The sequence below is a fragment of the Micromonospora sp. SD19 genome (assembly GCF_054462275.1).
Genome location: NZ_JBTLMN010000011.1, coordinates 212,430 through 236,609, shown reverse-complemented (window position 1 = coordinate 236,609; position 24,180 = coordinate 212,430). Strand labels below are relative to the sequence as shown.

General features: G+C 71.4%; 21 protein-coding genes. 20 read left to right on the top strand and 1 reads right to left on the bottom strand.

Annotated elements, in window-relative coordinates; genetic code table 11:
• The first annotated feature begins 277 nt into the window (after positions 1–277).
• The gene (locus ACX27O_RS28825) at positions 278–817 is read left to right on the top strand and encodes a hypothetical protein (protein ID WP_051708274.1); all 540 of its coding nucleotides are present in this window, start codon (positions 278–280) and stop codon (positions 815–817) included.
• A gap of 97 nt (positions 818–914) precedes the next feature.
• Here the strand turns inward: ACX27O_RS28825 and ACX27O_RS28820 are convergent, their stop codons facing one another.
• Positions 915–1,151 carry a hypothetical protein gene (locus ACX27O_RS28820; protein ID WP_030330417.1) on the bottom strand — a complete coding sequence of 79 codons (237 nt, stop codon included), beginning with the start codon at positions 1,149–1,151 and terminating at the stop codon, positions 915–917.
• Positions 1,152–1,418: 267 nt separating this feature from the next.
• Between ACX27O_RS28820 and ACX27O_RS28815 the strand changes: the two genes are divergently transcribed.
• The 19 genes from ACX27O_RS28815 to ACX27O_RS28725 all read left to right on the top strand — a co-directional run bounded on the left by ACX27O_RS28815 (position 1,419) and on the right by ACX27O_RS28725 (position 24,134).
• Entirely contained in the window at positions 1,419–2,207 is a 789-nt protein-coding gene (locus ACX27O_RS28815) for a helix-turn-helix domain-containing protein (RefSeq protein ID WP_387222317.1), read from the top strand.
• On the top strand, positions 2,198–2,389 hold the full coding sequence (locus ACX27O_RS28810) for a DUF397 domain-containing protein (RefSeq protein ID WP_387222319.1): 192 nt from the start codon (positions 2,198–2,200) through the stop codon (positions 2,387–2,389). The genes ACX27O_RS28815 and ACX27O_RS28810 overlap by 10 nt, the downstream gene beginning before the upstream one ends.
• Before the next feature lie 331 nt (positions 2,390–2,720).
• A complete protein-coding gene (locus ACX27O_RS28805) occupies positions 2,721–3,509 on the top strand; it encodes an ABC transporter permease (protein ID WP_051708273.1) in 789 nt (262 codons plus the stop codon).
• Between the two features lie 33 nt (positions 3,510–3,542).
• Positions 3,543–4,352, top strand: a complete 810-nt coding sequence (locus ACX27O_RS28800; RefSeq protein WP_030330413.1) for an ABC transporter permease — start codon at positions 3,543–3,545, stop codon at positions 4,350–4,352.
• A gap of 64 nt (positions 4,353–4,416) precedes the next feature.
• Entirely contained in the window at positions 4,417–5,442 is a 1,026-nt protein-coding gene (locus tag ACX27O_RS28795; protein ID WP_210859094.1) for a YihY/virulence factor BrkB family protein, read from the top strand.
• A 262-nt stretch (positions 5,443–5,704) separates the two neighbouring features.
• A complete protein-coding gene (locus ACX27O_RS28790) occupies positions 5,705–6,883 on the top strand; it encodes an ROK family protein (RefSeq protein ID WP_030330411.1) in 1,179 nt (392 codons plus the stop codon).
• 312 nt (positions 6,884–7,195) lie between these two features.
• A complete protein-coding gene (locus tag ACX27O_RS28785; protein ID WP_030330410.1) occupies positions 7,196–8,704 on the top strand; it encodes a sugar ABC transporter ATP-binding protein in 1,509 nt (502 codons plus the stop codon).
• Positions 8,701–9,828, top strand: coding sequence for an ABC transporter permease (locus ACX27O_RS28780; RefSeq protein WP_030330409.1), 1,128 nt, complete (start codon positions 8,701–8,703; stop codon positions 9,826–9,828). Before ACX27O_RS28785 ends, ACX27O_RS28780 begins: the two co-directional genes overlap by 4 nt.
• A gap of 97 nt (positions 9,829–9,925) precedes the next feature.
• On the top strand, positions 9,926–10,978 hold the full coding sequence (locus tag ACX27O_RS28775; protein WP_030330408.1) for a substrate-binding domain-containing protein: 1,053 nt from the start codon (positions 9,926–9,928) through the stop codon (positions 10,976–10,978).
• A 54-nt stretch (positions 10,979–11,032) separates the two neighbouring features.
• A complete protein-coding gene (locus ACX27O_RS28770; protein ID WP_374224275.1) occupies positions 11,033–12,208 on the top strand; it encodes a Gfo/Idh/MocA family protein in 1,176 nt (391 codons plus the stop codon).
• A 639-nt stretch (positions 12,209–12,847) separates the two neighbouring features.
• Positions 12,848–14,011 (top strand): inositol-3-phosphate synthase, encoded by a 1,164-nt coding sequence (locus tag ACX27O_RS28765; RefSeq protein WP_030330406.1) that lies wholly within the window; start codon positions 12,848–12,850, stop codon positions 14,009–14,011.
• Positions 13,995–14,972, top strand: a complete 978-nt coding sequence (locus ACX27O_RS28760) for an SCO3242 family prenyltransferase (protein ID WP_210865387.1) — start codon at positions 13,995–13,997, stop codon at positions 14,970–14,972. The genes ACX27O_RS28765 and ACX27O_RS28760 overlap by 17 nt, the downstream gene beginning before the upstream one ends.
• Entirely contained in the window at positions 14,969–15,895 is a 927-nt protein-coding gene (locus ACX27O_RS28755) for a sugar phosphate isomerase/epimerase family protein (protein WP_210860189.1), read from the top strand. Before ACX27O_RS28760 ends, ACX27O_RS28755 begins: the two co-directional genes overlap by 4 nt.
• A gap of 20 nt (positions 15,896–15,915) precedes the next feature.
• On the top strand, positions 15,916–16,524 hold the full coding sequence (locus ACX27O_RS28750; RefSeq protein ID WP_210865388.1) for an EboA domain-containing protein: 609 nt from the start codon (positions 15,916–15,918) through the stop codon (positions 16,522–16,524).
• A 1-nt stretch (position 16,525) separates the two neighbouring features.
• Positions 16,526–17,383 (top strand): TatD family hydrolase, encoded by an 858-nt coding sequence (locus tag ACX27O_RS28745; RefSeq protein WP_030330402.1) that lies wholly within the window; start codon positions 16,526–16,528, stop codon positions 17,381–17,383.
• Complete coding sequence (gene eboE / locus ACX27O_RS28740) at positions 17,383–18,582, top strand: metabolite traffic protein EboE (protein ID WP_458940403.1); 1,200 nt, start codon at positions 17,383–17,385, stop codon at positions 18,580–18,582. The genes ACX27O_RS28745 and eboE overlap by 1 nt, the downstream gene beginning before the upstream one ends.
• On the top strand, positions 18,579–19,994 hold the full coding sequence (locus ACX27O_RS28735; RefSeq protein WP_030330400.1) for an alkaline phosphatase family protein: 1,416 nt from the start codon (positions 18,579–18,581) through the stop codon (positions 19,992–19,994). Before eboE ends, ACX27O_RS28735 begins: the two co-directional genes overlap by 4 nt.
• Positions 19,991–21,058, top strand: coding sequence for a polyprenyl synthetase family protein (locus tag ACX27O_RS28730; RefSeq protein ID WP_458940402.1), 1,068 nt, complete (start codon positions 19,991–19,993; stop codon positions 21,056–21,058). The genes ACX27O_RS28735 and ACX27O_RS28730 overlap by 4 nt, the downstream gene beginning before the upstream one ends.
• Positions 21,059–21,281: 223 nt before the next feature.
• Positions 21,282–24,134, top strand: a complete 2,853-nt coding sequence (locus ACX27O_RS28725) for a PQQ-dependent sugar dehydrogenase (RefSeq protein ID WP_458940401.1) — start codon at positions 21,282–21,284, stop codon at positions 24,132–24,134.
• Positions 24,135–24,180: the final 46 nt, after the last annotated feature.

Sequence of the window (24,180 nt, the reverse complement as noted above, 5' to 3'; positions counted from 1 at the left end):
CCACGGCTGATCGGCCGCACCCTGGTCGACTGAGCACCCACGGCTGACCGGCCGCACCCTGGTCGACTGACCGCCCACCCCTGATCGCTGCCAGCTCGGCCGCGACATCTCCGGCGTACCGACGCGGACCCGCGAAGACCCACTCGGCTTTCTGAAAGTCGGGGTGACGCGGCGGGCCCGACAGCCCGATTTCCGGAAACCCGAGTCGATCAAGGAACGGGCGGGGAGTGGGCCGCCGTAAGGTGACCGGCGGTATGCCGTATCCCGAAGGAGCTTCATGTCCGATCTGGTGACCGCCAACCGACGTCAGGCCGGGCTCACCGCCCTCTACCTCGGCTTCTTCGCGATGGTCTGGTTCAGTGTGCCGGCGGCGGAGCAACCGCTGCGCGCCCTGCTCGTGGTGGGAAGCATCGCCGCGCTGCTCACCGCCGTGCTGGGCGGCGTGTTGTCCGCCCGACTCCGGGGGGCCGGCAGCCCCCGGGACCGGGCAGCCGACCGCCCGTACCTGCTCATCGTCGTCGCCGAGTTCGCCGCCGCCGGGCTGGGTGCCGCCGTGCTGGTCGCCGCCGACTGGTCCGAGTACGTTCCGGTGCTGGTCTGCCTGGTGGTCGGTCTGCACTTCTTCCCACTCGCGCCGCTGCTGCGCGACCCGCTGCTTCGCCCGCTCGGTGGGGCGCTGTGCCTGGTGGCGGCGGCCGGGCTCGGCATCGCCCTCGCCTCGGCGGTCTCCGCCGGTCTGGTGGTCGGCGTCGGCGCGGGAGTGCTGCTGCTCGGTTACGCCGTGCAGGCGCTGGTCCGCGCGTACCGACCGGCCTGACCGGTGGCGGCCGTCGAGGTCGACCCGTTCGGATCGTTGGCAGCTCAGCAGCAACCGTTGCCGCGTGTCGCGCTGCTGAGCTGCCAACGATCACCGCTCAGCGGGCTCTGGCCCAGGTCAGGAACCGGTCGCACAGCCGGTCGTTGTCGACCTGGCCGGCGAGGTCCCCGGCCGCCTCGTGGTGCACAGTGGCGAGGTAGATGAGCAGGCTGATCCGGTCCTCGCGGTACTCGCCGAGCAGCGCCAGACGGGCCGGCGAGCAGGGCCACGCCGCACCGCAGACCCGGCAGCGCCAGGACGGCCGGGCCGCCACGTGCGGGCGGTACCGGGGCATCAGTGCCCGCCACCGTCATGAGTCGACCGGGTCAGTGGCACGAGGGAACCTCCGTCGGGTGGGTGGGAGCGCCCCGGATCGGGGGGTCACAGGGCGCTCCCGGCCTGGTTCCGCCCGCCGTCCGATCCCGTGAGCGGTTCCGCTGCGTGACAGTCTGCTGAGGATCCGACTACGGTGGGAGGTTCCGCACGCCGACGACCAGCGCGTACGGCGGCCGGCCCGGCACGGTACGAGGATGTACGGGGGTTGTCCGTGGAGAGTTCGTCCATGCTGGAGCACTTCGCCGAGGAGCTGCGGCTGGCCCGGGCCGCCAGTGGCATGTCGCAGACGGCGCTGGCCGAGGCGCTGAGCTACTCCGGGGCGCTGGTCGCCAAGGTGGAGACGTCCGAGCGGCGGCCGAGTCTCGACTTCGCCCGCCGGTGTGACGCCGTGTTCTCAGCTGACGGTCGGTTCGAACGCATCCAGCGGCGGATCAGCCGCGAGGCCGTGGTGCCGTGGTTCCGCGACTGGGCCGCCATCGAGCAGGAGACAACCGCACTGCGCTCGTTCGAGCCGCTCTACGTGCCCGGCCTGGTGCAGACCGAGGGCTACGCGCGCGCCATTCTGGCCGGTGCCGGGCTGTTCGCGGCGGACGAGGTCGAACAGCAGGTGACCGCCCGACTCGACCGGCAGGGCGTGCTCACCCGCACCCGGCCGCCGCTGCTCACTGCCGTCATCGACGAGTACGCGCTGCGCCGCCACGTCGGCGGGCCGGAGGTGATGCGCGAGCAGTTGCGCCACCTGGTGAAGCTCAGCTCGGCCCTGCCCCGGGTCCGAATCCAGGTCGTGCCGCTCTCCGCCGGTGCGTACGCTGGGCTCGACGGACCCTTCGTGATCGCCACGGCAGCCAGCGGCGAGGATGTCGTCTTCCTCGACGGGCAGCGCCACGGGCAGGTGATCGACCGAGTCGAGTACGTGCGGCAGATGGTCGAGGTGTGGGAGTCGATCCGGGGTGAGGCACTATCGCAGCAGCAGTCCCTCGACCTGATCGCGGAAGTGGCGGAGACATGGAGCTGACCGGCGCCCGGTGGCGCAAGAGCACCCGCAGCAACGGCAGCGGCGGCAACTGTGTGGAGGTTGCCGACAACATTCCTGGTGTGGTCGCCGTTCGCGACTCCAAGGACCCGGGCGGCCCGGTGCTCGTCTTCACGCCTGGCGCGTGGCGGGCGTTCGTCGGGTCCGACCCCGTCGGCCGGTAGGTGGCGGTCGTCGCTCCGATCGGTTCCGCGGCCGAACTCGGGTGGACGCTGGCCGGGGGGAGTTCCCGATGCCGGTCGACGCCGTCGGCACCGACCCGTCTCGGGTGCGGGTCGCCCCGCTGATCGACTCGACTTTCAGAAAGTCGGGCCGACTCGCGGCCGTTGACACCCCGACTTCTTGAAACCCGAGTTGATCAACGAGCGGGCCTCGGGTGGCGCGCGGCGAAACCCGGGCGACACGTCGGCGGGCCCGTCGTAGGGTGACCGGCGGTCTGTCGTACCCCAGGGGTAGACAGGTCGTGGTGGACGACGCGGTGGGCGGGGTGATCGGGTGAGTGTGGCGGGATCGGCGCGGTTCCCCTGGGTGCCGGCGTACGCGGTGTTCGAGCACTACCTGGTGGGTCTGCGACGCACCTGGCGGGCCGGGGTGTTCTCCTCGTTCCTGCTGCCGGTGCTGACCGTGCTCGGCTTCGGGCTGGGCGTCGGCGCCTACATCGACCAGGGCGTCGGCGGGGTGCGTTACCTCGACTGGCTGGTCCCCGGGCTGATCGCCTCGACCGCGCTCCAGGTGACTGTCGGCGACTCCACCTGGCCGGTGTTCAGCAACTTCCAGTGGGTCAAGACCTACTTCGCGCAGGGCGCTTCGCCGCTGCGGGTGGGTGACATCGTGGCCGGGCACCTGGCTTTCGTGCTGTTCCGGGTGCTCACCACCATCGCGGCGTTCCTGCTGGTCACCGGGGTGTTCGGGGCGTTGCGCTCGCCGTGGGCGGTGGCCACCCTGCCGGTGGTGGCGTTGCTCGGGCTGGCCGTCGCCGCGCCGACCTTCGCGTACGCCGCGTCGGTGTCGAGCGACAACTGGCTGGCGATGCTGTTCCGGTTCGCGGTCATTCCGATGACGCTCTTCGCCGGGGTGTTCTTCCCGGTCGAGTCGTTGCCCGACGCGCTGCGCTGGCTGGCGTACGTGACGCCGTTGTGGCACGCCGTGGACCTGTGCCGGGCGGCCACGCTCGGTGTCGCCCCGCAGTGGTCGATCGTCGGGCACCTGCTCTACCTGGCCGCCTGGGCGATCGCCGGCTGGTTGCTGGCGGTGCGCGCGTTCCGCCGCAAGCTCGTCGTCTGAACAGCAACCCGAAGAGCGAGCAGAGAGGGTGTCGTGGTCACGCTGATCCTGCCCCGGCTGGTCGACGTCTCCGCCGCGTCCCGGCGGTCGGCGTCGGTGCTCGGGCGCAACGTCGCGGCGCTGAAGTCGGTCTACTGGCTGCTGCTGCTCTCCGGCTTCGTGGAGCCGCTGCTCTACCTGCTCTCCATCGGGGTGGGCGTCGGAGCGCTCGTCGGCGACCTGCCGCTGCCCGACGGGCGGCTGGTCTCGTACGCCGAGTTCGTGGCCCCGGCGATGCTCGCCGCCTCGGCGATGACCGGGGCGCTCGCGGAGACCACCTTCAACTTCTTCGGCAAGATGAAGTACATGAAGCTGTACGACGGGATGATCGCCACCCCGGTACGGCCGTTCGAGATCGCCGTGGGCGAGTTGGGTTGGGCGATGCTGCGGGGCGGCGCCTACTCGGCGGCGTTCCTCGGGGTGATGGTCGCCCTGGATCTGACCAGCGTCGCCCGCGCGCTGACCGCCCTCCCGGCCGCAGTGCTGGTCGGGTTCGCGTTCGGGGCGCTCGGCATGACGATCGCCACCCTGATGCGCAGCTGGCAGGATTTCGACCTGATGGGCTCCGCGCAGTTCACCCTCTTCCTCTTCTCCGGCACCTTCGTGCCGGCGCAGGCCTATCCGACGGTGCTGCACTGGCTCGTCGAGATCACCCCGCTGTACCGCTCGGTGCACCTGATCCGCGGGGTCACGCTGGGCAGCGGCGGCTGGCTCTGGCTGCTCGACGTGCTCTACCTGCTGGCGATGGTGGTGCTCGGCCTGCTGGTGGCTTCCCGGCGAATGGCCAGGTTGCTCTACACCTAGGGGTTATCCGCGCCCGTCGACGGGGCATGACCGGAGGTGACACCACCGACCAGGAGGAGGGGCGATGGCCTCGGACGAGTCTTCCGCCCAGCGCGAGCGTGATCGCGATCGGGCCACCACGCCCGTTGGCCCCGACGCGGGCCCGGACAGCCCCACCGACCTGCCCGGCAGTGGCTGGAAGGCGGCCTTCCGCCGAACGATCACCGAGTTCCAGGACGACAGCCTGACCGACTGGGCGGCGGCACTGACGTACTACGGGGTGCTGTCCATCTTCCCCGGCGTGCTGGTGCTGATCTCCCTGCTCGGCCTGCTCGGCGAGAGCGCGACGGAGGGCGTCAAGGACACCGTCAACCAGGCGGTGCCGAACGACAGCATCCAGAAGATCATCGAGGGCGCGATCGACACCGCGGGCCGCAACGGTGGCCTGGCCAGCATCGCCGCGATCGTCGGTCTGCTGGCCGCGTTCTGGTCGGCCTCCGGTTACATCGGCGCGTTCATGCGTGCCTCCAACACCATCTACGACGTGCCGGAGGGGCGACCGATCTGGAAGACGCTGCCGATCCGGCTCGGCGTGACAGCGGTGATCGGGGTGCTGCTGCTGGCCAGCGCGGTGATCGTGGTCTTCACCGGCCGCCTGGCCGAATCGGTCGGTGACGTGATCGGGGTCGGCTCGACGGCGGTGGCGGTGTGGGACGTCGCCAAGTGGCCGGTGCTGCTGGTCCTGGTCAGCCTGATGTTCGCGATCCTCTACTGGGCCTCGCCCAACGCGCGGCACGGCGGCTTCCGCTGGGTCAGCCCGGGCGGGGTGCTGGCCGTGGTGATCTGGCTGGTGATCTCCGGCCTGTTCGCCTTCTACGTGAGCAACTTCGGTTCGTACGACAAGACGTACGGGACGCTGGCCGGCGTGATCATCTTCCTGGTCTGGTTGTGGCTGAGCAACATCGCGATCCTGCTGGGGGCGGAGTTCGACGCGGAGTTGGAACGCGGTCGCGCGATCTCCGCCGGCCACCCCGTGGACGACGAGCCGTACGTCGAGCTGCGCGACGATCGCAAGCTCCGCAAGAAGCGCAACTCCGCCGGCCGCCGCTGACGACCCGGCGCCAATCGCCCCGCCACCGAGGATCGGCTGGCGGGGCGATTGCATGTCTGTCGATGAAACTGGCGGCGAGGGGTCGCAGGCCGTCCGTGATCCTTTCCTTGATCGACTAGTAGCTTTTGTTCTTTCGGACAAAAGTTGGTCTCGGAACGGTTGAAGCTCTGGACAGGCGGCGCTGAACGCTCTTACTGTGTCGGACACAACACATCGGCATTGCGTCGATGTGAACGCTGCCAATGAAGAGGGGGCCTCCCCGGTGCGTACCGTCGACCCCCTGCACGTGCGACTGTTGCGGTTGCTCCGCGACGAGGGGGCCGTGTCCCGCGCCGAGCTGGGCGACCGCCTCCAGATGCCGCGTCCACGCATGCTGGCCGAGCTGGACCGCCTGGTGGCGTTGGGTTACGTCGCCGAGGCGGGGCTCGCCGCGTCCCGAGGTGGGCGTCGCTCGACGCTCGTCGAGTTGAACCCGAAGCTGCGCTTCGCCGCCGTCGACCTCGGCGCCAGTTCGATGGACGTCGAGGTGGTCAACGGTCGCCTCGAACCGGTGGCCCACTACGCCGAGGCGGCGGACATCCGCAACGGCCCGAAGGTGACCCTGCAACGGGTCAACGAGCTGCTGCACAAGGCCCGGGTCGACGGCGCGTACGAGCGACTGGACGCGGTGGGCATCGGCGTACCCGGCCCGGTCAGCTTCCGTGACGGCGTGCCGGTCTCACCGCCGATCATGCCGGGCTGGGACCGGTTCCCGGTGCGTGAACTGCTCAGCCGGGAGCACGGCTGCCCGGCGGTCGTCGACAACGACGTCAACATCATGGCGATCGGCGAGCGGCACGGCGGTGTCGCCCACTCGGTGGACGACTTCCTCTTCGTGAAGATCGGCACCGGCGTCGGGTGCGGCATCTACCTCACCGGCGAGGTCTACCGGGGCACCGACGGCTGTGCCGGCGACATCGGCCACATCCAGGTCGACTCACACGGTCCGATGTGCTCGTGCGGCAACGTCGGCTGCCTGGAGGCGCTGTTCAGCGGCGCCGCGCTGGCCAAGGACGCGGCGGCCGCCGCCCGCAGTGGCACGTCGCCGGCGCTCGCCGAGCGATTGGCCCTGCGTGGTGTGGTGACCGCCCTGGACGTGGCCGAGGGCGCCGTCGAGGGCGACCTGACCTGCATCCAGTTGATCCGCGACGGCGGACGGCGGGTCGGCGGCGTGCTCGCCGGCCTGGTCAGCTTCACCAACCCGTCGATGATCGTGATCGGCGGCGGGCTGGCCCAGCTGGGTCACATCCTGCTCGCCGAGATCCGCAGCGTGGTCTACCGCCGGTCACTGCCGCTGGCCACCGGCAACCTTCCCGTCGTCCTGTCCGAGCTGGGCGGCCGGGCCGGTGTCACCGGCGCGGCGGTGCTCGCGAGCGACGTCGCCTTCGGGGAAGCCTCGTGAGCGCGAGGAGTGAGCCGGGTTTGCGAGCCCCGCAGTCGCGAACAGCGGCCGGCATCGTGAGCGCGAGGAGTGAGCCGGGTTTGCGAGCCCCGCAGTCGCGAACAGAGGCCGGCACAGTGAGCGCGAGGAGTGAGCCGGGTTTGCGAGCCCCGCAGTCGCGAACAGAGGCCGGCACAGTGAGCTGTTCGAGATTCCGTCGTGAGCGAGGAGGAGACTGTGGCCCTGCCCGAGGATGACCCCGCCACCGCGTCGGCCGAGGCCGTCGCCGAGGCGCCGCTGGTCGAGGCTCCCGCCGACACCGTCGCGGGCGAGGTGGTCCTGCGCCTCACCGATCTGGTCAAGACCTTCCCTGGCGTACGCGCGCTCGACGGCGTGCAGCTGGAGGTGCGTGCCGGCGAGGTGCACTGCCTGCTCGGGCAGAACGGCGCCGGCAAGTCCACCCTCATCAAGGTGCTCGCCGGGGTGCACCAACCGGATTCCGGGCTGGTGGAGTGGCGCGGTGAGCCGACCACGTTCGCCAACCCGCAGGCGGCCATGAAGGCCGGCATCGCCACGATCTACCAGGAGCTTGACCTGGTCGAGGACCTGTCGGTGGCGGAGAACGCCTTCCTCGGGCACGAGTACCGCCGCTTCGGGTTCGTCCGGCGCGGCCGGATGGCCCGGCACACCCGGCAGATCCTCAGCCGGCTCGGCCACGGTGAGATTCCGCCGGGGCGCATGGTCAGGTCCCTGCCGGCGGCGGGCAAGCAGATCGTCAGCATGGCCCGGGCGCTGTCGCACGAGGCCCGACTGATCATCATGGACGAGCCGAGCGCGGTGCTGGCCCACGACGAGGTCGGCAACCTGTTCCGGATCATCCGCGAGCTGACCGCGCAGGGCATCGCCGTCATCTACATCTCCCACCGGCTGGAGGAGATCCGCGAGATCGGCGACCGGGTCACCGTACTCAAGGACGGCCGGACCACGGCGGCGAACCTGCCGGCGCGCGACACCCCGACCCGCGACCTGGTGAGCCGGATGACCGGCCGCACCATCGAGTACGTCTTCCCGGACCGGCCGGCCGACGACCCGGCGGGTGCCGACCTGCTCCAGGTGGAGGGGTTGACCCGCGAGGGCGAGTTCGCCGACGTCTCGCTGAACGTGCGCGCCGGGGAGATCGTGGGCATCGCGGGGCTGGTCGGCTCCGGTCGTTCCGAGCTGCTGGAGACGATCTACGGTGCCCGCCTGCCGGAGGCCGGCACGGTGCGGATGGACGGCAAGGTCCTGCGGCCCGGCGTCGGCGCTGCGGTTCGCGCCGGCATGGGGATGGCGCCGGAGGAACGTAAGAGCCAGGCGTTGCTGCTCGGCGAGCCGATCTACCGCAACGTCACGCTGGCCACCTTCGGCCGGTACGCGCGGCTCGGCTTCACCAACGCGGCCAAGGAACGCGCCGAGGCGGACCGGATCGCCGAGACCCTGGAGCTGCGGCCCCGCGACGTCGACCGGCCGGTCCGCACCCTGTCCGGCGGCAACCAGCAGAAGGTGGTGGTGGGGCGGTGGCTGCTCGGCGGCACCAAACTGCTGCTTCTCGACGAGCCGACCCGGGGTGTGGACGTGGGCGCCCGGGCTGAGCTCTACCAGGTCATCCGGGCGTTGGCCGCTCAGGGCGTCGGGGTGCTGCTGGTCTCCAGCGAGGTGCCCGAGGTGCTGGGTCTGGCCGACCGGGTGCTGGTGATGCGGGAAGGGCGGGTCGTCCGCGAAGCCGCGGCCGGCGAACTCGACGAGAACACTGTGCTTGACCTCGTGATGGCGGGGTCCTTGATGGAAGGCGCACCGGCATGAGCGACGCGACTCCCACTCCCACCGCGACACCGGAGCGCCCGCAGCTTCCGGCACAGTCGCCGCCGGTGGACCCGGCGGAGACTGCGGTGGCCAGCGACAAAGCATCCTCCGGGGGGAAGCTCTCCTGGTGGCGGGGTGACGGCGGCGACGGCGCGAAGCGCAACCTCGGTCTGATCGGGGTGCTGGCCGCGCTCATCGTGGTCGGCGCGGTCACCAAGCCCGACCTGTACGGCGACCCGAACTGGGTCTGGAACAACGTGCTGGCCATCCTCCAGTTGGCCTCCGTCGTCGGCGTGGTCACGGTCGGGATGACCTTCGTGATCATCGGTGGTGGTATCGACCTGTCGGTCGGTGCGATCGTCGCGCTGGCCGGGGTCTGGTGCACCACTGTGGCCACCCAGAGCTACGGCGCCGGCGGCATGATCTTCACCGCCCTGGTGGTCGGCATCTGCGTCGGCCTGGTCAACGGTGTGCTCATCTCGTACGGGCGGCTGGTGCCCTTCATCGCGACGCTGGCGATGCTGGTGGCCGCGCGCGGCCTCGCCGCGTCGATCTCCAACAAGCAGACCCAGGTGTCGAGCAGCACCTTCATCAACGACATCGCGGCGCGCAAGGTGATCGGCATCCCGATCCTCGTCTACATCCTCGGCGCGGTGGTGCTGGCCGGGTGGGTGGTGCTCAACCGGACGACCTTCGGCCGGCGGACCATCGCCGTCGGCGGCAACCCGGAGGCGGCCCGGTTGGCCGGCATCAACGTCCGGCGGCACACCATGCTGCTCTACGCGCTCTCCGGTCTCTGCTGCGGCATCGCCGCCATCATGCTCACCTCGCAGGCCACCTCGGCGCAGGCGGCGATGGCCAACCTGTACGAGTTGGACGCGATCGCCGCGGCGATCATCGGCGGGACGTTGCTCAGCGGCGGCCGGGGCACGATCGTCGGCTCGCTGCTCGGCGTCATCATCTTCGCCACGATCACGAACCTCTTCGCCATCAACGGCCTCTCCATCGAGGCCCAGAACATGGTCAAGGGCGGCATCATCGTCGCCGCCGTCCTGGTCCAGCAGTTCCAGTTCAAGTCCGTCACTCGGCTCCTCGCGCGGAACAGGGTCACCACCGCAACCTGACGCACCGCACCGTTGTCCTGGCGACGTCGAGATCTTCGACGGTGGCCGGGGCCCGCACACCCTCACAAAGTCACATCCCGCTCCCAGGAGGTCATTCATGACCCAGCACAGTCGCGACCTGTCGCGCCGCCGGTTGCTCTTCGGTGGAGCCGCAGTGGGCGCTGCCACCCTTCTCACCGCGTGCACCAGCAACGAGACTCCGGCCGCCAGCACCCAGACCAAGGCCGCCGGAAACGCCGAAGGCAACAACGCCCCGGGCAAGAAGGTCGTCATCGGCTTCTCCGCGCCGGCCGCCGACCACGGCTGGATGGGCGCGATCCACGCCAACGCCAAGGCGCAGGCCGCGGCCTACTCGGACGTGGAGTTCAAGGAGGTCGACGGCGGGTCGAACTCCGAGGCCCAGCGCTCCACGCTCGGCACGCTGATCGCCCAGAAGCCGGACATCATCGTCGTGCTGCCGCACGACGGCAAGGAGGTCAACGCCGTTGCCCTCCAGGCGATGCAGGCGGGCATCCCGATCGTGAACCTGGACCGGGCGTTCCCCGACGCGCTGGCCTCGCGGCTGGTCATCAAGGGCGACAACTACGGCATGGGCGTCTCGGCCGGGCACTTCATCGGCAAGATGCTCAAGGACAAGGGTGTCGCCAACCCGGTCATCGGTGAGATCGCCGGTCTGGAGATCCCGCTGACCGTCGAGCGCAGCAACGGCTTCAAGGCAGCCCTGGCCACCTACGGGTTCACGGTGAGCAACCGGCGCTCGGCCGAGTTCACCTCGGACAGCGGCCAGCGCGAGGCGGCCCAGCTGCTCCAGGCGCTGCCGAAGATCGACGCTGTCTGGAACCACGACGACGACCAGGGCATCGGTGTGCTCGCGGCCATCAAGCAGGCCAACCGGTCGGAGTTCTTCATGGTCGGCGGCGCGGGCTCCAAGCTCGCGATCGACGCGATCAAGGCCGACAACACCGTGCTGAAGGCCACTGTCACCTACAACCCGTCGATGGCCTCCTCGGCGGTCTCCCTCGCGCGGCTCATCGCGCAGGGTCGGGGCCTGGGCGACCTGACGGAGCTGCAGGTGCCCAAGGAAGTGACCCTGGCCTCGGAGACGATCACCAAGGAGAACGCGAGCAGCTACGACAAGCTCGGGTTCTGACATACCGGGGGGAGACCCACCTTGTCCACGAACGACAAAGAACTGCGGGTCGGCATGGTCGGCTACGCGTTCATGGGCGCCGCGCACTCGCAGGCGTGGCGCACCGTGAACCGCGTGTTCGACCTGCCGGCACGGGCCCGGATGGCGTTGATCTGCGGCCGAGACACAGCGAAGGTGGCCGACGCCGCCGACCGGCTCGGCTGGGACGCGTACACCACCGACTGGCGTGACCTGATCAACCGGGACGACATCGACGTCGTCGACATCTGCACCCCGGGCGACAGTCACGCCGAGATCGCTCTCGCCGCGTTGGCCGCCGGCAAGCACGTGCTGTGCGAAAAGCCGTTGGCCAACACGGTGGAGGAGGCACGGGCGATGACCGCCGCGGCGGACACCGCCCGGGCCGCCGGAGTGCGGTCGATGTGCGGGTTCAACTACCGCCGGGTCCCCGCGGTCACGATGATGCGCCAGTTGGTCGCCGACGGACGGCTAGGGGTGATTCGACACGTCCGTGCGACGTACCTGCAGGACTGGATCGTGGACCCGCAGTTCCCGCTGGTCTGGCGGTTGCAGAAGGACAGGGCGGGCTCCGGCGCGCTCGGTGACATCGGGGCGCACATCATCGACCTGACCCAGTACGTGACGGGTCAGCGGATCAGTGGCGTCAGCGCGGTCACCGAGACGTTCGTCAAGGAGCGGCCGTTGCCGGCCGAGTCGAGCGGTCTGGCGGCCACCGTGGACGGCGGCAGTGCGCCCACCGGGCCGGTAACCGTCGACGACGCCGCGGTCTTCGTGGCCCGGCTCGACGGTGGCGCGTTGGCCACGTACGAGGCCAGCCGCTTCGCGACCGGCCGCAAGAACGGCCTGCGCGTCGAGATCAACGGATCGCTGGGGAGCGTGGTCTTCGACCTGGAGCGCCTCAACGAGCTGGAGTTCTACGACGCCACCCGACCGGCCGCGGAGCAGGGCTTCAGCCGCATCCTGGTGACCGAGGGCGAGCACCCGTACATGTCGGCGTGGTGGCCCCCGGGCCACATCATCGGCTACGAGCACTCGTTCACGCACGAGATGCGCGACTTCATCGAGGCGGTCGCCACCGGTGTCGACCCGACTCCCTCCTTCGCCGACGCGTTGCAGGTCCAGCTGGTGCTGGACGCGGTGACGCGCTCGGCGGAGCTCGGCTCCTCCTGGGCCGAGGTGGCGCCGACGCTGACCGCGGCGGCCGTCTGACCTTTGACCATCCGCGACGGCGGTGAACGCGCCGCCGTCGCCCGACGGGCTTTCCGACGCCGACCGGCGAGGGACCAGCCACGGATTGCGCCCCGTGGCCGGGACAGAGGTCGGCATCGGGGAGCGTGCACCCGGGCCGTACGGCCCGGTGGCGCACGAGCAGGACGGTCGTCCGGTGTGACCGGACCGGGATTCCCCGGTCGCACCGGAGGACCGCCACCACCGGTGAGGATCCACAGGACCTGATGAGACCGTCCGCCGCTACCCCGAGCCCTGCCGTGCCCGCCCGCCGCTTTCCGGCGGGTCGTGGTCCGGTCGGTGTTCCGGTGGGCGCGGCGGCCTGAGGCGCCCGGCCGGGGCATGCCAACGCCCCGACCGGCCGGATGCGGGGGAGGCAGGGTCGAGACGCCGACCCGACCCTGCCTACCAGCCCCGTCTGCTCGCACCTGCCGGGACCGGTCCGGCGTCGTCGCCGCCGACGCCGACGTCGGAAGCCGGTGTTGTTCCGGTGCGGGACGGGCGGACGGGGCCCATCCACCCCGGCTGTTCGGAAAACCGGGGCGTATCTTTCCGAAACATATTCTGATATTCCTATATTTAGCGGTACCGACGGTTCCTCGTGAACGGGGAAGGAGCACCATGCGAACAGGTGTCTGGCTGGTAGGAGCGCGCGGGTCCGTTGCGACCACCAGCATCGTCGGAGGGCTTGCGCTGCGGGCCGGTCTGGCCGGGCCGACCGGCTGCGTCACCGAGCTGCCCGAGCTGCGCGGCCCGGCCCTGCCGGCCTTCGCCGACCTCGTCTTCGGCGGGCACGACTTGGCCACCACTCCGCTGTGCAAACGCGCCGAGGCCCTCGCTGACGCCGGTGTCATCCCCTGGCGGCTGGTCGCGGCGCTCCGCGACGAGCTGGGCGTGGTCGAGCAGGAGCTGCGCCCCGCACCGGTGGGCGATACCCAGGCCGACCGGGCCGCCGCCGTGGTCCGTGATCTCACCACCTTCCGGGAGCGGCACGAGCTGGACCGGGTGGTGGTGGTCAACGTCTCCGCCACCGAGCCGGCCCCTCGACCGCACCCCGGGCACGCCGACCCGGCCGCGCTGCGCGCCGCCCTCGACGGCCCGGACGAGGTGCTGCCGGTCAGCTCCCTCTACGGCTACGCGGCGCTGCTCGCCGGCTGCCCGTACGTCGACTTCACCCCGTCCACCGGGCTGCGGCTGCCGGCGCTCGCCGCGCTGGCCGAGGAGGCCCGCCTGCCGTACGCCGGCCACGACGGCAAGACCGGGGAAACCCTGGTCAAGTCGGTGCTCGCGCCGATGTTCGCGATGCGCAACCTGGCCGTGGGCTCCTGGTCCGGGGTCAACCTGCTCGGCGGCGGCGACGGCGCGACCCTCGCCGACCCGGCCGCGAACGCGGCGAAGGTGCAGAGCAAGCAGCGGGTGCTCGGTGAGACGTTGGGCTACGTCCCGCAGGGCGGCACCCGCATCGAGTTCGTCGAGGAGCTGGGCGACTTCAAGACCGCCTGGGATCTGATCACCTTCACCGGTTTCCTCGGCACCGGCATGCGGATGGAGTTCACCTGGCACGGCTGCGACTCGGCGCTGGCCGCGCCGCTGGTGCTCGACCTGGCCCGACTCACCGCCGCCGCGCACGCCGCCGGGCAGGTGGGACCGCTCGTCGACCTGGGCTTCTTCTTCAAGGACCCGCTGGGCGCGCCCACCCACTCGCTCGGCGAACAGTGGGCCCGGCTGACCGCCTTCACCCGGCAACTGCACGGCGAGGACGGTGCCCATGACAACGTTGGCTGATCTTGCCGAGCTGGTCCGCGCTCCGGCGGCGCTCTCGGTGCCCGGTGACGTGATCGCCGGGGCCGCGGCGGCCGGCGCGTTGAGCCCGCGTACCCCGGCTCTGGCCGGCGCCTCGGTGTTGCTCTACTGGGCCGGGATGGCCGCCAACGACTGGGCCGACCGACGCCTGGACGCCGAGGAGCGGCCCGAACGACCGATCCCGAGCGGGCGGGTCACCCCGGCCGCCGCGGTCGGTCTCGCGGCGGGCCTCACCGCCGCCGGCGTGGGCCTGGCCGCCGCCGTGGGCGGTCGCCGCGCCGCCGCGCTCGCCGTGCCGCTGGCCGCCACCATCTGGGGGTACGACCTGCTGGCCAAGAACACCGCCGCCGGCCCGGCGGTGATGGCCGCCTGCCGGGGCCTGGACGTGTTGCTCGGCGCGTCCGGCGGCCGGCTGACCCGGGCGTTGCCGGCGGCGGCGACAGTCGCCGCGCACACCTGGACGGTCACCGCGCTGTCCCGCCGGGAGGTCACCGGCGCCGACGCCACCCTGCCGATGCGCACCCTGGCCGGCACCGCGCTGGTCGCCGCCAGCGCCGCCGTCGCCGCGCCAGGGGCCCGACGCGCCGCCGCTCGTAGCGCTGAACAGGCCGGAGTCACCGACCGAGCCGGAGCCACCGACCGGGCCGAGGCCGTCGGCGAGATCGGGGTGAGCGCGGGCCGCGGCCGCGCGGCCGGGATCGCCGCGGTGCTGCCCGCCGTGCTGGCCGGCTGGTACGCCGCCCGGTACGGCGCGGCCCAGGCCCAGGTTGTCCGGGACCCGTCGGCCGGACGGGTCCGCGCCGCCGTCGGCGCCGGGATCACCGGGCTGCCGGCCCTCCAGGGTGCCCTCACCGCGCGGGGTGGAGCAGGGCTGCTCGGGGTGGCCGTCGCGGCGGCCGCGCCGCTGGGTCGACGGCTGGCCCGGAAGGTCTCCCCGACATGAGCGTCCCCGAGCCTCGACCGGGCGCGCCGGCCGCCGACGCCACGACGCTGCGCCTCGGGTACGGCACCAACGGTTTCGCCAACCACCGGCTCGACGACGCGCTCGCCGTCATCGCCGAACTCGGCTACGACGGGGTGGCGCTCACCCTGGACCACGACCACCTGGACCCGTTCGCGCCCGGGCTCACCCGTCGGGTCGCCGCCGTCGGTCGCCGGCTGGAATCGTTGGGCCTGGCCGTGGTCATCGAGACCGGGGCCCGCTACCTGCTCGACCCGTGGCAGAAGCACGCCCCCACGTTGCTGCACGACGACCCGACCCGGCGCATCGAGTTCCTGCGGCGGGCCGTGCGGATCGGTGCCGACCTGGGCGCGGAGGCGGTCTCGTTCTGGGCCGGCGTCCGACCCGAGGCGGTGCCGCAGCAGTGCGCCTGGGACCGGCTGGTGGCCGGGTGTGCCACGGTGGTCGACGCGGCCGACGCCGCCGGCGTCACAGTCGGGTTCGAACCGGAGCCGGGCATGCTGGTGCAGGACATCGCCGACTGGCGTCGGCTGTACGCCGCCCTCGGCAGCCCGGCCCGCTTCGGCATCACCCTCGACATCGGCCACTGCCGGTGCCTGGAGCCGTGGCCGGTGCCGCAGTGCGTCGCCGAGGTGGCCGATCACCTGGTCAACGTGCAGATCGACGACATGCGCCGGGGCGTGCACGAGCACCTGGAGTTCGGGGTCGGCGAGATCGACTTTCCGCCGGTGCTGGCCGCGCTGCGCGACGCCGGTTACCGCGGCCTGGTCGCCGTCGAGCTGCCCCGCGACTCGCACGCCGCACCCGCCGTGGCCGCCCGGTCGATCGAGTTCCTGCGTGCCGCCGCACTGGCCGGCGGCACGAAGGACGAACTGCCCGCAGACATTCCTGGGGTGCCTGCGTAGCAACAAGGGGAGGAGACGGGATGACACCGGATTCACTACGGGCCGCGCTGGGAGGCGTACCCGATCCCGACTGGCTGGACACGGCGTTGCGCCGGGTCACCACCGAGCCCACCGCGATCACCCGGCTCTTCCCCGCCGTCGGCCGCCGCTGCGGCCGGGCCGCGCTGCCCGACGCCCCCGGCTGGACCGCCGACGACGCGGCCCGGGTGCTGCTGCTGACCAGCCTGCCCGGCGAGCACGCGGAGTACGCCGAGCGCCTCTACCAGCACGGTGACGCGGCCGAGCGGCGAGCCGTGCTGCGGGCCCTGTCGCTGCTGCCGATCGGCGCCGCCGGCGTGCCGTTGCTGCACGACGCGATCCGGACCAACGACACCCGGCTGGTTGCCGCCGCGCTCGGCCCGTACGCCCGGCACCTCGACCCGGCCGCCTGGCGACAGGCGGTGCTCAAGTGCGTGTTCAGCGGCGTCCCCCTGGCCGCGGTGGCCGACCTGGACACCCGGGCCGACGGCGAACTGGCCGCGATGCTGGCCGCGCTCGCCGCCGAACGGCACGCCGCCGGCCGGGACCTGCCCGCCGACGCCACCGACCTGCTCCACCGGCTCACCGCCGCACTGCCCCGGGAGGCGTGACATGCGCATCTTCGACCCCCACATCCACATGACCTCACGCACCACCGACGACTACGAACGGATGGCCGCCGCCGGCGTGCGCGCGGTGGTGGAACCGGCGTTCTGGCTGGGGCAACCGCGCACCAGCGCGGCCTCGTTCACCGACTACTTCGACTCGCTGATCGGTTGGGAGCCGTTCCGGGCCGGGCAGTTCGGGGTGCGCCACTTCGCCACCATCGCGCTGAACCCCAAGGAGGCCAACGACCCGCGCTGCCGTCCGGTCCTCGACCTGCTGCCCCGCTACCTGGACAAGGACGCGGTGGTCGCGGTCGGCGAGATCGGGTACGACTCGATGACGCCCGAGGAGGACGAGGCGTTCGCCGCGCAGCTCGCCCTCGCTGTGGCGTACGACCTGCCGGCGCTGGTGCACACCCCGCACCGGGACAAGGCGCGCGGCTGCGAGCGGACCCTCGCCGTGGTCGCCGAGTCCGGCATCGACGCGGGTCGCGTGGTGGTCGACCACCTCAACGAGGTGACCGTCAAGCTCGTCAGGGACAGCGGCTGCTGGCTGGGCTTCTCGATCTACCCGGACACCAAGATGACCCCGCAGCGGATGGTGGAGCTGCTGCGCGAGTACGGCACGGACCGGATGCTCGTCAACTCGGCGGCCGACTGGGGGCGCTCCGACCCGCTGCTGACCCGGGCTACCGGCGAGGCGATGCTGGCGGCCGGCTTCAGCGACGACGACGTCGACACGGTGTTGTGGCGCAACCCGGTGGAGTTCTACGGGCAGTCGGGGCGGCTCGACCTCAGCGACCTGGACGTCAGTGCCGCCGTGGACCCGCAGACCGGCAACTCGATCCTGCGCGGCGGTAGCTGATGCGGCTGCGACACGCCGGCGGCGAGACCGTCCACCTCGGCTACTGCACCAACGTGCACCCCGCCGAGGACCTCGCCGGCATCCTCGGCCAACTGGACACCTACGCCCTGCCGGTGCGTCAGGCGCTCGGCAGTGACCTGCTCGGGCTCGGCCTGTGGCTGGCCGCCCCGGTCGCCGCCGAGCTGGCCGCCGACCCGACGCTGCGCCGCCGGCTCCGCGCCGAACTGGACGCGCGCGGTCTGGAGGTGGTCACCCTCAATGGCTTCCCGTACGCGGCCTTCCAGGCGCCGGTGGTGAAGCAGGACGTGTACCACCCGGACTGGACCACCGAGCAGCGTCTGACGTACACACTGGACCTGGCCCGGGTGCTCGCCGACCTGCTGCCCGACGACGCGGCCCGGGGTTCGATCTCCACCCTGCCGCTGGCCTGGCGGCAACCGTGGGACACCGGCCGCGCGGACGCGGCGCGACAGCGACTGGACCAGCTCGCCGCCGGCCTGGCCACGGTGCAGCGGGACACCGGCCGTGAGGTGCGCATCGCCGTCGAGCCGGAGCCCGGTTGTGTCGTGGAGAGCACCGCTCAGGCCGCCGCGTTGCTGTCCGGAATGGACACCGACCGGTTGGGTGTCTGTGTCGACCTGGCCCATCTGGCCTGCGCCTGGGAGGAGCCCGCCGAGGCGCTGGAACGGCTGCGGGCCGCCGGCCTTCCGGTGGTGAAGGTGCAGGTGTCGGCCGCCGTCGAGGCCGCCGACCCGGAGGGTGGGGCCGAGGCGCTGCGCCGCTGGGTGGAGCCCCGCTTCCTGCACCAGACCCGGGGCGCCGGTTGTGCCGGTCTTTCCGACCCGGCCGACCCGGCGTACGCGGCCGACGACCTGGACGAGGCGCTGGACCGGGCGCTCCCCGGCCCGTGGCGGGTGCACTACCACGTGCCCCTGCACGCCCCGCCCGAGGAACCGCTCGGCTCGACCCTGCCGGTGCTCCGCGCGGCCCTGAGAGCGCTCTTCGAGGGTCCGACCGCCGGCTGCGACCACCTCGACGTCGAGACGTACACCTGGGGGGTGCTGCCGGCCGCCCGACGGCCCGGCACCGATGCGGAGCTGGCCGCCGGTATCGCCGCGGAACTGGCCTTCGCCCGCGACGAACTGGTCGGCCTCGGCCTGACCGCGCAGCGATCCGTGAGTATGGGAGTGACGCGATGAGCCGGCGACTGGTGGTCCTCGACGTGGTGGGGTTGACGCCCCGACTACTGGCGCACATGCCGCGACTGCGGGGAGTCGCCGACGGCGGCTTCCGGGCCGAGCTGGGCACCGTGCTGCCCGCCGTGACCTGCTCGGTGCAGTCCACCTTCCTCACCGGCGAGCCGCCCAGCGGGCACGGGATCGTCGGCAACGGGTGGTACTTCCGGGAACTGGGCGAGGTGTTGCTGTGGCGGCAGCACAACGCGCTGGTCGGCGGGGACAAGCTCTGGCAGGCCGCCCGCCGGGCCGAACCCGGCTACACGGTGGCCAACGTCTGCTGGTGGTACGCCATGGGCGCCGACGTGAACTGGACCGTCACGCCCCGGCCGGTCTACTACGCCGACGGGCGCAAGGAGCCGGACTGCTACACCGACCCGCCGGAGCTGCACGACGCGCTCACCGGGCGGTTGGGCACGTTCCCGCTGTTCACCTACTGGGGGCCGACGGCCGGATTGCCGTCGTCACGGTGGATCTGCCAGGCGGCCGAGCAGATCCTCGCCGACGTGTCACCCGACCTGACGCTGGTCTACGTGCCGCACCTGGACTACGACCTGCAACGTTTCGGCCCCTCGTCGGCCGAGGCCGCCGCGGCGGCGGCCGAGCTGGACGCCGTCCTCGGCCCGCTGCTGGACGCCGCCCGGGCCCGGGACGCCACTGTGGTGGTGCTGTCGGAGTACGGCATCACCGACGTGTCCCGGCCGGTGGACGTCAACCGGTTACTGCGCGCCGAAGGGCTGTTACGGGTGCACACCCAGGCCGGCATGGAGTACCTCGATCCGTGGACGTCGAAGGCGTTCGCTGTCGCCGACCACCAGGTGGCGCACGTCTACGTCAAGGACCCGGCCGACGTCGCGGCGGTGGCGAAGCTCTGCGCCAACCTGCCCGGGGTGGCCGAGGTGCTCGACGCCGACGGCAAGGCCGCGCACGGGCTGGACCACCCGCGCGCCGGTGAGCTGGTGCTCGTGGCCGAACCGGACGCCTGGTTCACGTACTACTACTGGTTGGACGACGCCCGGGCGCCGGACTTCGCCCGGCTGGTGGAGATTCACCGCAAGCCGGGTTACGACCCGGCGGAGTTGTTCTTCGACCCGGCCAACCCCGGTGCCGCGAAGGCCCGGGCCGGGGTCGCGCTGGCTCGCAAGAAGCTCGGCATGCGCTACCTGATGAGCGCTGTCGGCCTGGACGCCGGCGCGCGGGCGGTGCGCGGTTCGCACGGGCGGCTGCCGGACGACCCGGCCGACGCCCCGGTGCTGCTCTGCTCCGACCCGACCGCGGCCCGCGACAAGATCGCGGCCACCGAGGTCAAGGCGCTGCTGCTGGAGCTGGCCGGATTAGGCGTCGACGGCGCGAGCGGTTCAGGGGAGCGGACATGACGGTGACCGTCGCGCCCACCGACACCAGCGGGCTGCGGGCACGCTTCGACGCGGAACTGGCCGGGTTCCTCGAGCGGCAGGGCCCGGACTGGCCCGACGGCGCACCGCGTGGCGTGTTCACCGCCCTGCAACGGTTCGTGCTGGCCGGTGGCAAGCGGTTGCGACCGCTCTTCTGCTACTGGGGCTGGCGTGGCGCGGGGGCGGCCGACGGCACCCCGATCGTGGTGGCGGCCGCCGCCCTGGAGCTGTTCCACGCGTTCGCGCTCATCCACGACGACATCCTGGACGGCAGCGACCGCCGCCGCGGTGAGCCGTCGGTGCACCGGCTCTTCGCCGACCTGCACGCCCGCTCGTCGTGGCGGGGTGACCCCGAGGCGTACGGCCGCAACACCGCGCTGCTCTGCGGGGACCTCTGCGCCGCGTGGTCGGATCAGATGTTCCACGAGTGCGGGCTGAGCACCGAGCAGGTGCACCGGGGTTACGGCGTGTTCGCGCTGATGCGTACCGAGGTGATCGCGGGGGAGTACCTGGACCTGGTCTCGGGCGTCGGGGACGGCTCGGTGGCCAGCGCGCTCACCGTGATCCGGATGAAGGCCGCCCGGTACACGGTCACCCGACCCTTGCAGATCGGCGCGGCCCTGGCCGGCGCGGGACCGGAGCTGATCGCCGCGCTGGGCGAGTTCGGTGACCCGCTGGGTGACGCTTTCCAGCTCCGTGACGACGTGCTGGGCGTCTTCGGTGATCCGGCGGTCACCGGGAAGTCGGTCCTGGACGACCTGCGTGAGGGCAAGCCGACGGTCATGATGGCGCTGGCCCGCAGCGCCGCCGACCGGTCGCAGACCGTCCGGCTGCGGGAGCTGTTCGGCAACCCGGCGTTGGACGCCGAGGGCGCGGCGGAGTTGCGCGAGATCATCGAGGCGACCGGCGCGCGGGAGCGGATCGAGCAGATGATCCGGGTCCGGACGGCGGCCGCGCTGTCCGCCCTACAGAGCGCGGTGGTGGCCGACGAGGCCCGCGTGGCCCTGGTCGAGCTGGCCGGGCAGGCGATCGACCGACGCGCCTGACCGGCGACTTTCGATCAAATCGACGAAAGTTGATGCTGAACCGCCGGAAGATATAGACACATCGACACATGGGACTTAGTGTCGTGACCAACACGACAATGTTTCGTCGAGGTGAACCGGCGGCGCGGTAACCCATCGACCCCCACCACCGCTACGGCATCCGGCGCGACGGCGCGCGCCCGGCCTGGCAGTCACTCGTCAGGAAGGGGCAGCACAGATGTCCATGAAGGACGTTTTCAGACAACGGTCCCGACGATGGTTCTCCGCCGGATCGGCACTGCTGCTCGCGGTCGCCGCCGGCACTGTCACACTCGCCGCCAGCTCGGCCCCCGCGCAGGCGCACACCATCGTCGCCAGCGACTTCCAGCAGGTCGAGTTGGCCCGCGGCGTGACCGACATGGGTGAGCCGATGTCCCTGGCGGTGTTGCCGGACCGCTCGGTCCTGCACACCGCCCGCAACGGCACCCTGCGCCGCACCGACGCGGGCGGCACCACCAGCGTGATCGGCACCCTGTCGGTCTACACCCACGACGAGGAGGGGTTGCAGGGCGTCGGGGTCGACCCGGGCTTCGCCAGCAACCGGTACATCTACCTCTACTACGCCCCGCCGCTCTCCACCCCCGGCGGTGACGCGCCGGCCACCGGCACCGACTTCTCGGCCTGGAACGGCGTCAACCGGCTCTCCCGGTTCACCCTCAACGCGGACTTCACGCTCAACCAGTCCAGCAAGGTCGACGTGCTCGACGTGCCGGCCAACCGGGGCCTGTGCTGCCACGTCGGTGGGGACATCGACTTCGACGCCGCCGGCAACCTCTACCTGTCCACCGGCGACGACACCAACCCGTTCGAGTCCGCCGGCTACTCGCCGCTGGACGAGCGGACCAACCGCAACCCCGCGTACGACGCGCAGCGCAGCGCCGGCAACACCAACGACCTGCGCGGCAAGATCCTGCGGATCAAGGTGAACGCCAACGGCACGTACTCCATCCCGTCGGGCAACCTGTTCGCCCCCGGCACGGCCAAGACCCGGCCGGAGATCTACGCGATGGGGTTCCGCAACCCGTTCCGGATCAGCGTGGACAAGGCCACCGGGGTGGTCTACGTCGGTGACTACGGGCCGGACGCCGGCTCCACCAGCTCCACCCGAGGGCCGTCCGGCCAGGTCGAGTTCAACCGGGTCGCCGCACCGGGCAACTACGGCTGGCCGTACTGCACCGGCACCAACACCAGCACCGAGACGTACAACGAGTGGGACTTCGCGACGAACACCAGCGGCGCGAAGTACAACTGCACCGGCGGGCCGACGAACAACTCGTTCCGCAACACCGGCCTGACCACCCTGCCGCCGGCCCAGCCGGCCTGGATCCGGTACGCCGGCGACGCCGGCACCCCGACCGAGTTCGGCGGTGGCTCCGAGTCGCCGATGGGCGGTCCGGTCTACCGGTACAACGCCTCGTCGACCTCCACCACCAAGTTCCCGCAGTCGTTCGACGGGCAGTTCTTCGCCACCGAGTTCGGCCGCGGCTGGATCAAGCCGATCCACGTCAACTCCGACGGCTCCCGGGGCGCCATCGACACCTTCCCCTGGGTCGGCAAGCAGGTGATGGACTCCGCGTTCGGCCCGGACGGCGCGTACTACGTGCTCGACTACGGCACCGGCTACTTCAACGGTGACGCCAACTCGGCGCTCTACCGCTTCGACTACGTCGGTGGCGGCAACCGGGCGCCCACCGCTAAGGCCAGCGCCAACCGCACGTCCGGGGCAGCCCCGCTCACCGTGGCGTTCTCCTCGGCCGGCTCGTCCGACCCCGAGGGCGGCGCGCTCACCTACTCGTGGGCGTTCGGTGACGGAACCACCTCCACCTCGGCGAACCCGTCGAAGACGTACAACGCCAACGGCACCTACACCGCCACGTTGACGGTGCGGGACCCGCAGGGCGCCACCGGCAGCAGCAGCGTGCAGATCAGTGTCGGCAACACCGCGCCCACGGTCACGATCAACAACCCGGGTAACGGTCAGCTGTTCAGCTTCGGGGACACCGTGCCGTACAGCATCACGGTGACCGACCCGGAGGACGGCACCATCGACTGCACCAAGGTCAAGATGACCTACGTGCTCGGGCACGACCAGCACGGGCACCAGATCACCTCGAAGACCGGTTGCTCGGGATCGATCACCATCCCGGTCGACGGCGAGCACGACGACGCGGCGAACATCTTCGCGATCTTCGACGCGGAGTACACCGACGCCGGTGGGCTGACCACGCACACCCAGCACACGCTGCCGCCGCGGCACCGTCAGGCCGAGTTCTACGCCACCTCGTCGGGGATCAACGTGTTCAGCAAGACCCCGGCCGAGGGTGGCAAGACCGTCGGTGACATCAACAACGGCGACTGGATCGCCTTCCAGCCGTACCGACTGGGCAACGTGACCTCGTTCAACGCCCGGGTCTCCTCGGCGGGTGCCGGTGGCACCCTCCAGGTCCGGGCCGGCTCGGCCACCGGCACGGTGCTCGGCTCGGCCACGGTCCCGGTCACCGGCGGCTGGGAAACCTTCACCACCGTCACCGGGACGATCAGCAATCCGCCGACCGGCACGACCACCCTCTACCTGACCTTCGCCGGGTCGGGCACCGGGGCGCTCTACGACCTGGACGCGTTCACCTTCGTCACCGGCACGCCGCCGGCCAGCGGGACCGGGCCGATCAAGGGCCTTGGCGGCAAGTGCCTGGACGTGCGGGGCGCCGCCACCGCCGACGGCACGCAGATCCAGATCTACACCTGCAACGGCAGCGCGGCGCAGACCTGGGCGGTCACCGCGAACTCGACGATCAAGTCGTTGGGCAAGTGCCTGGACGTCTCGGGTGCCGGCACCGCGGACGGCACCAAGATCCAGCTCTGGACCTGCAACGGCACGGCCGCGCAGAACTGGGCCGCCCAGGCCGACGGCACGCTCCGCAACCCGTCGTCCGGCAAGTGCCTCGATGTCTCCGGTAACAGCTCCGCCGACAGCACCGTGGTCCACCTGTGGACCTGTGTCAGCGGTGCCGCCAACCAAAAGTGGACCCTGCCCTGAGCTGGCGGGAGGGGCCCTTCGACAACGCCTAGTGTGGTGCGAGGGG

Coding starts and splice junctions, on each gene's coding strand:
- ACX27O_RS28825 (WP_051708274.1), top strand. CDS start 278: ATGTCCGATCTGGTGACCGCCAACCGACGTCAGGCCGGGCTCACCGCC.
- ACX27O_RS28820 (WP_030330417.1), bottom strand. CDS start 1,151: ATGCCCCGGTACCGCCCGCACGTGGCGGCCCGGCCGTCCTGGCGCTGC.
- ACX27O_RS28815 (WP_387222317.1), top strand. CDS start 1,419: ATGCTGGAGCACTTCGCCGAGGAGCTGCGGCTGGCCCGGGCCGCCAGT.
- ACX27O_RS28810 (WP_387222319.1), top strand. CDS start 2,198: ATGGAGCTGACCGGCGCCCGGTGGCGCAAGAGCACCCGCAGCAACGGC.
- ACX27O_RS28795 (WP_210859094.1), top strand. CDS start 4,417: ATGGCCTCGGACGAGTCTTCCGCCCAGCGCGAGCGTGATCGCGATCGG.
- ACX27O_RS28780 (WP_030330409.1), top strand. CDS start 8,701: ATGAGCGACGCGACTCCCACTCCCACCGCGACACCGGAGCGCCCGCAG.
- ACX27O_RS28775 (WP_030330408.1), top strand. CDS start 9,926: ATGACCCAGCACAGTCGCGACCTGTCGCGCCGCCGGTTGCTCTTCGGT.
- ACX27O_RS28770 (WP_374224275.1), top strand. CDS start 11,033: ATGGTCGGCTACGCGTTCATGGGCGCCGCGCACTCGCAGGCGTGGCGC.
- ACX27O_RS28765 (WP_030330406.1), top strand. CDS start 12,848: ATGCGAACAGGTGTCTGGCTGGTAGGAGCGCGCGGGTCCGTTGCGACC.
- ACX27O_RS28760 (WP_210865387.1), top strand. CDS start 13,995: ATGACAACGTTGGCTGATCTTGCCGAGCTGGTCCGCGCTCCGGCGGCG.
- ACX27O_RS28755 (WP_210860189.1), top strand. CDS start 14,969: ATGAGCGTCCCCGAGCCTCGACCGGGCGCGCCGGCCGCCGACGCCACG.
- ACX27O_RS28750 (WP_210865388.1), top strand. CDS start 15,916: ATGACACCGGATTCACTACGGGCCGCGCTGGGAGGCGTACCCGATCCC.
- ACX27O_RS28745 (WP_030330402.1), top strand. CDS start 16,526: ATGCGCATCTTCGACCCCCACATCCACATGACCTCACGCACCACCGAC.
- eboE (WP_458940403.1), top strand. CDS start 17,383: ATGCGGCTGCGACACGCCGGCGGCGAGACCGTCCACCTCGGCTACTGC.
- ACX27O_RS28735 (WP_030330400.1), top strand. CDS start 18,579: ATGAGCCGGCGACTGGTGGTCCTCGACGTGGTGGGGTTGACGCCCCGA.
- ACX27O_RS28730 (WP_458940402.1), top strand. CDS start 19,991: ATGACGGTGACCGTCGCGCCCACCGACACCAGCGGGCTGCGGGCACGC.
- ACX27O_RS28725 (WP_458940401.1), top strand. CDS start 21,282: ATGAAGGACGTTTTCAGACAACGGTCCCGACGATGGTTCTCCGCCGGA.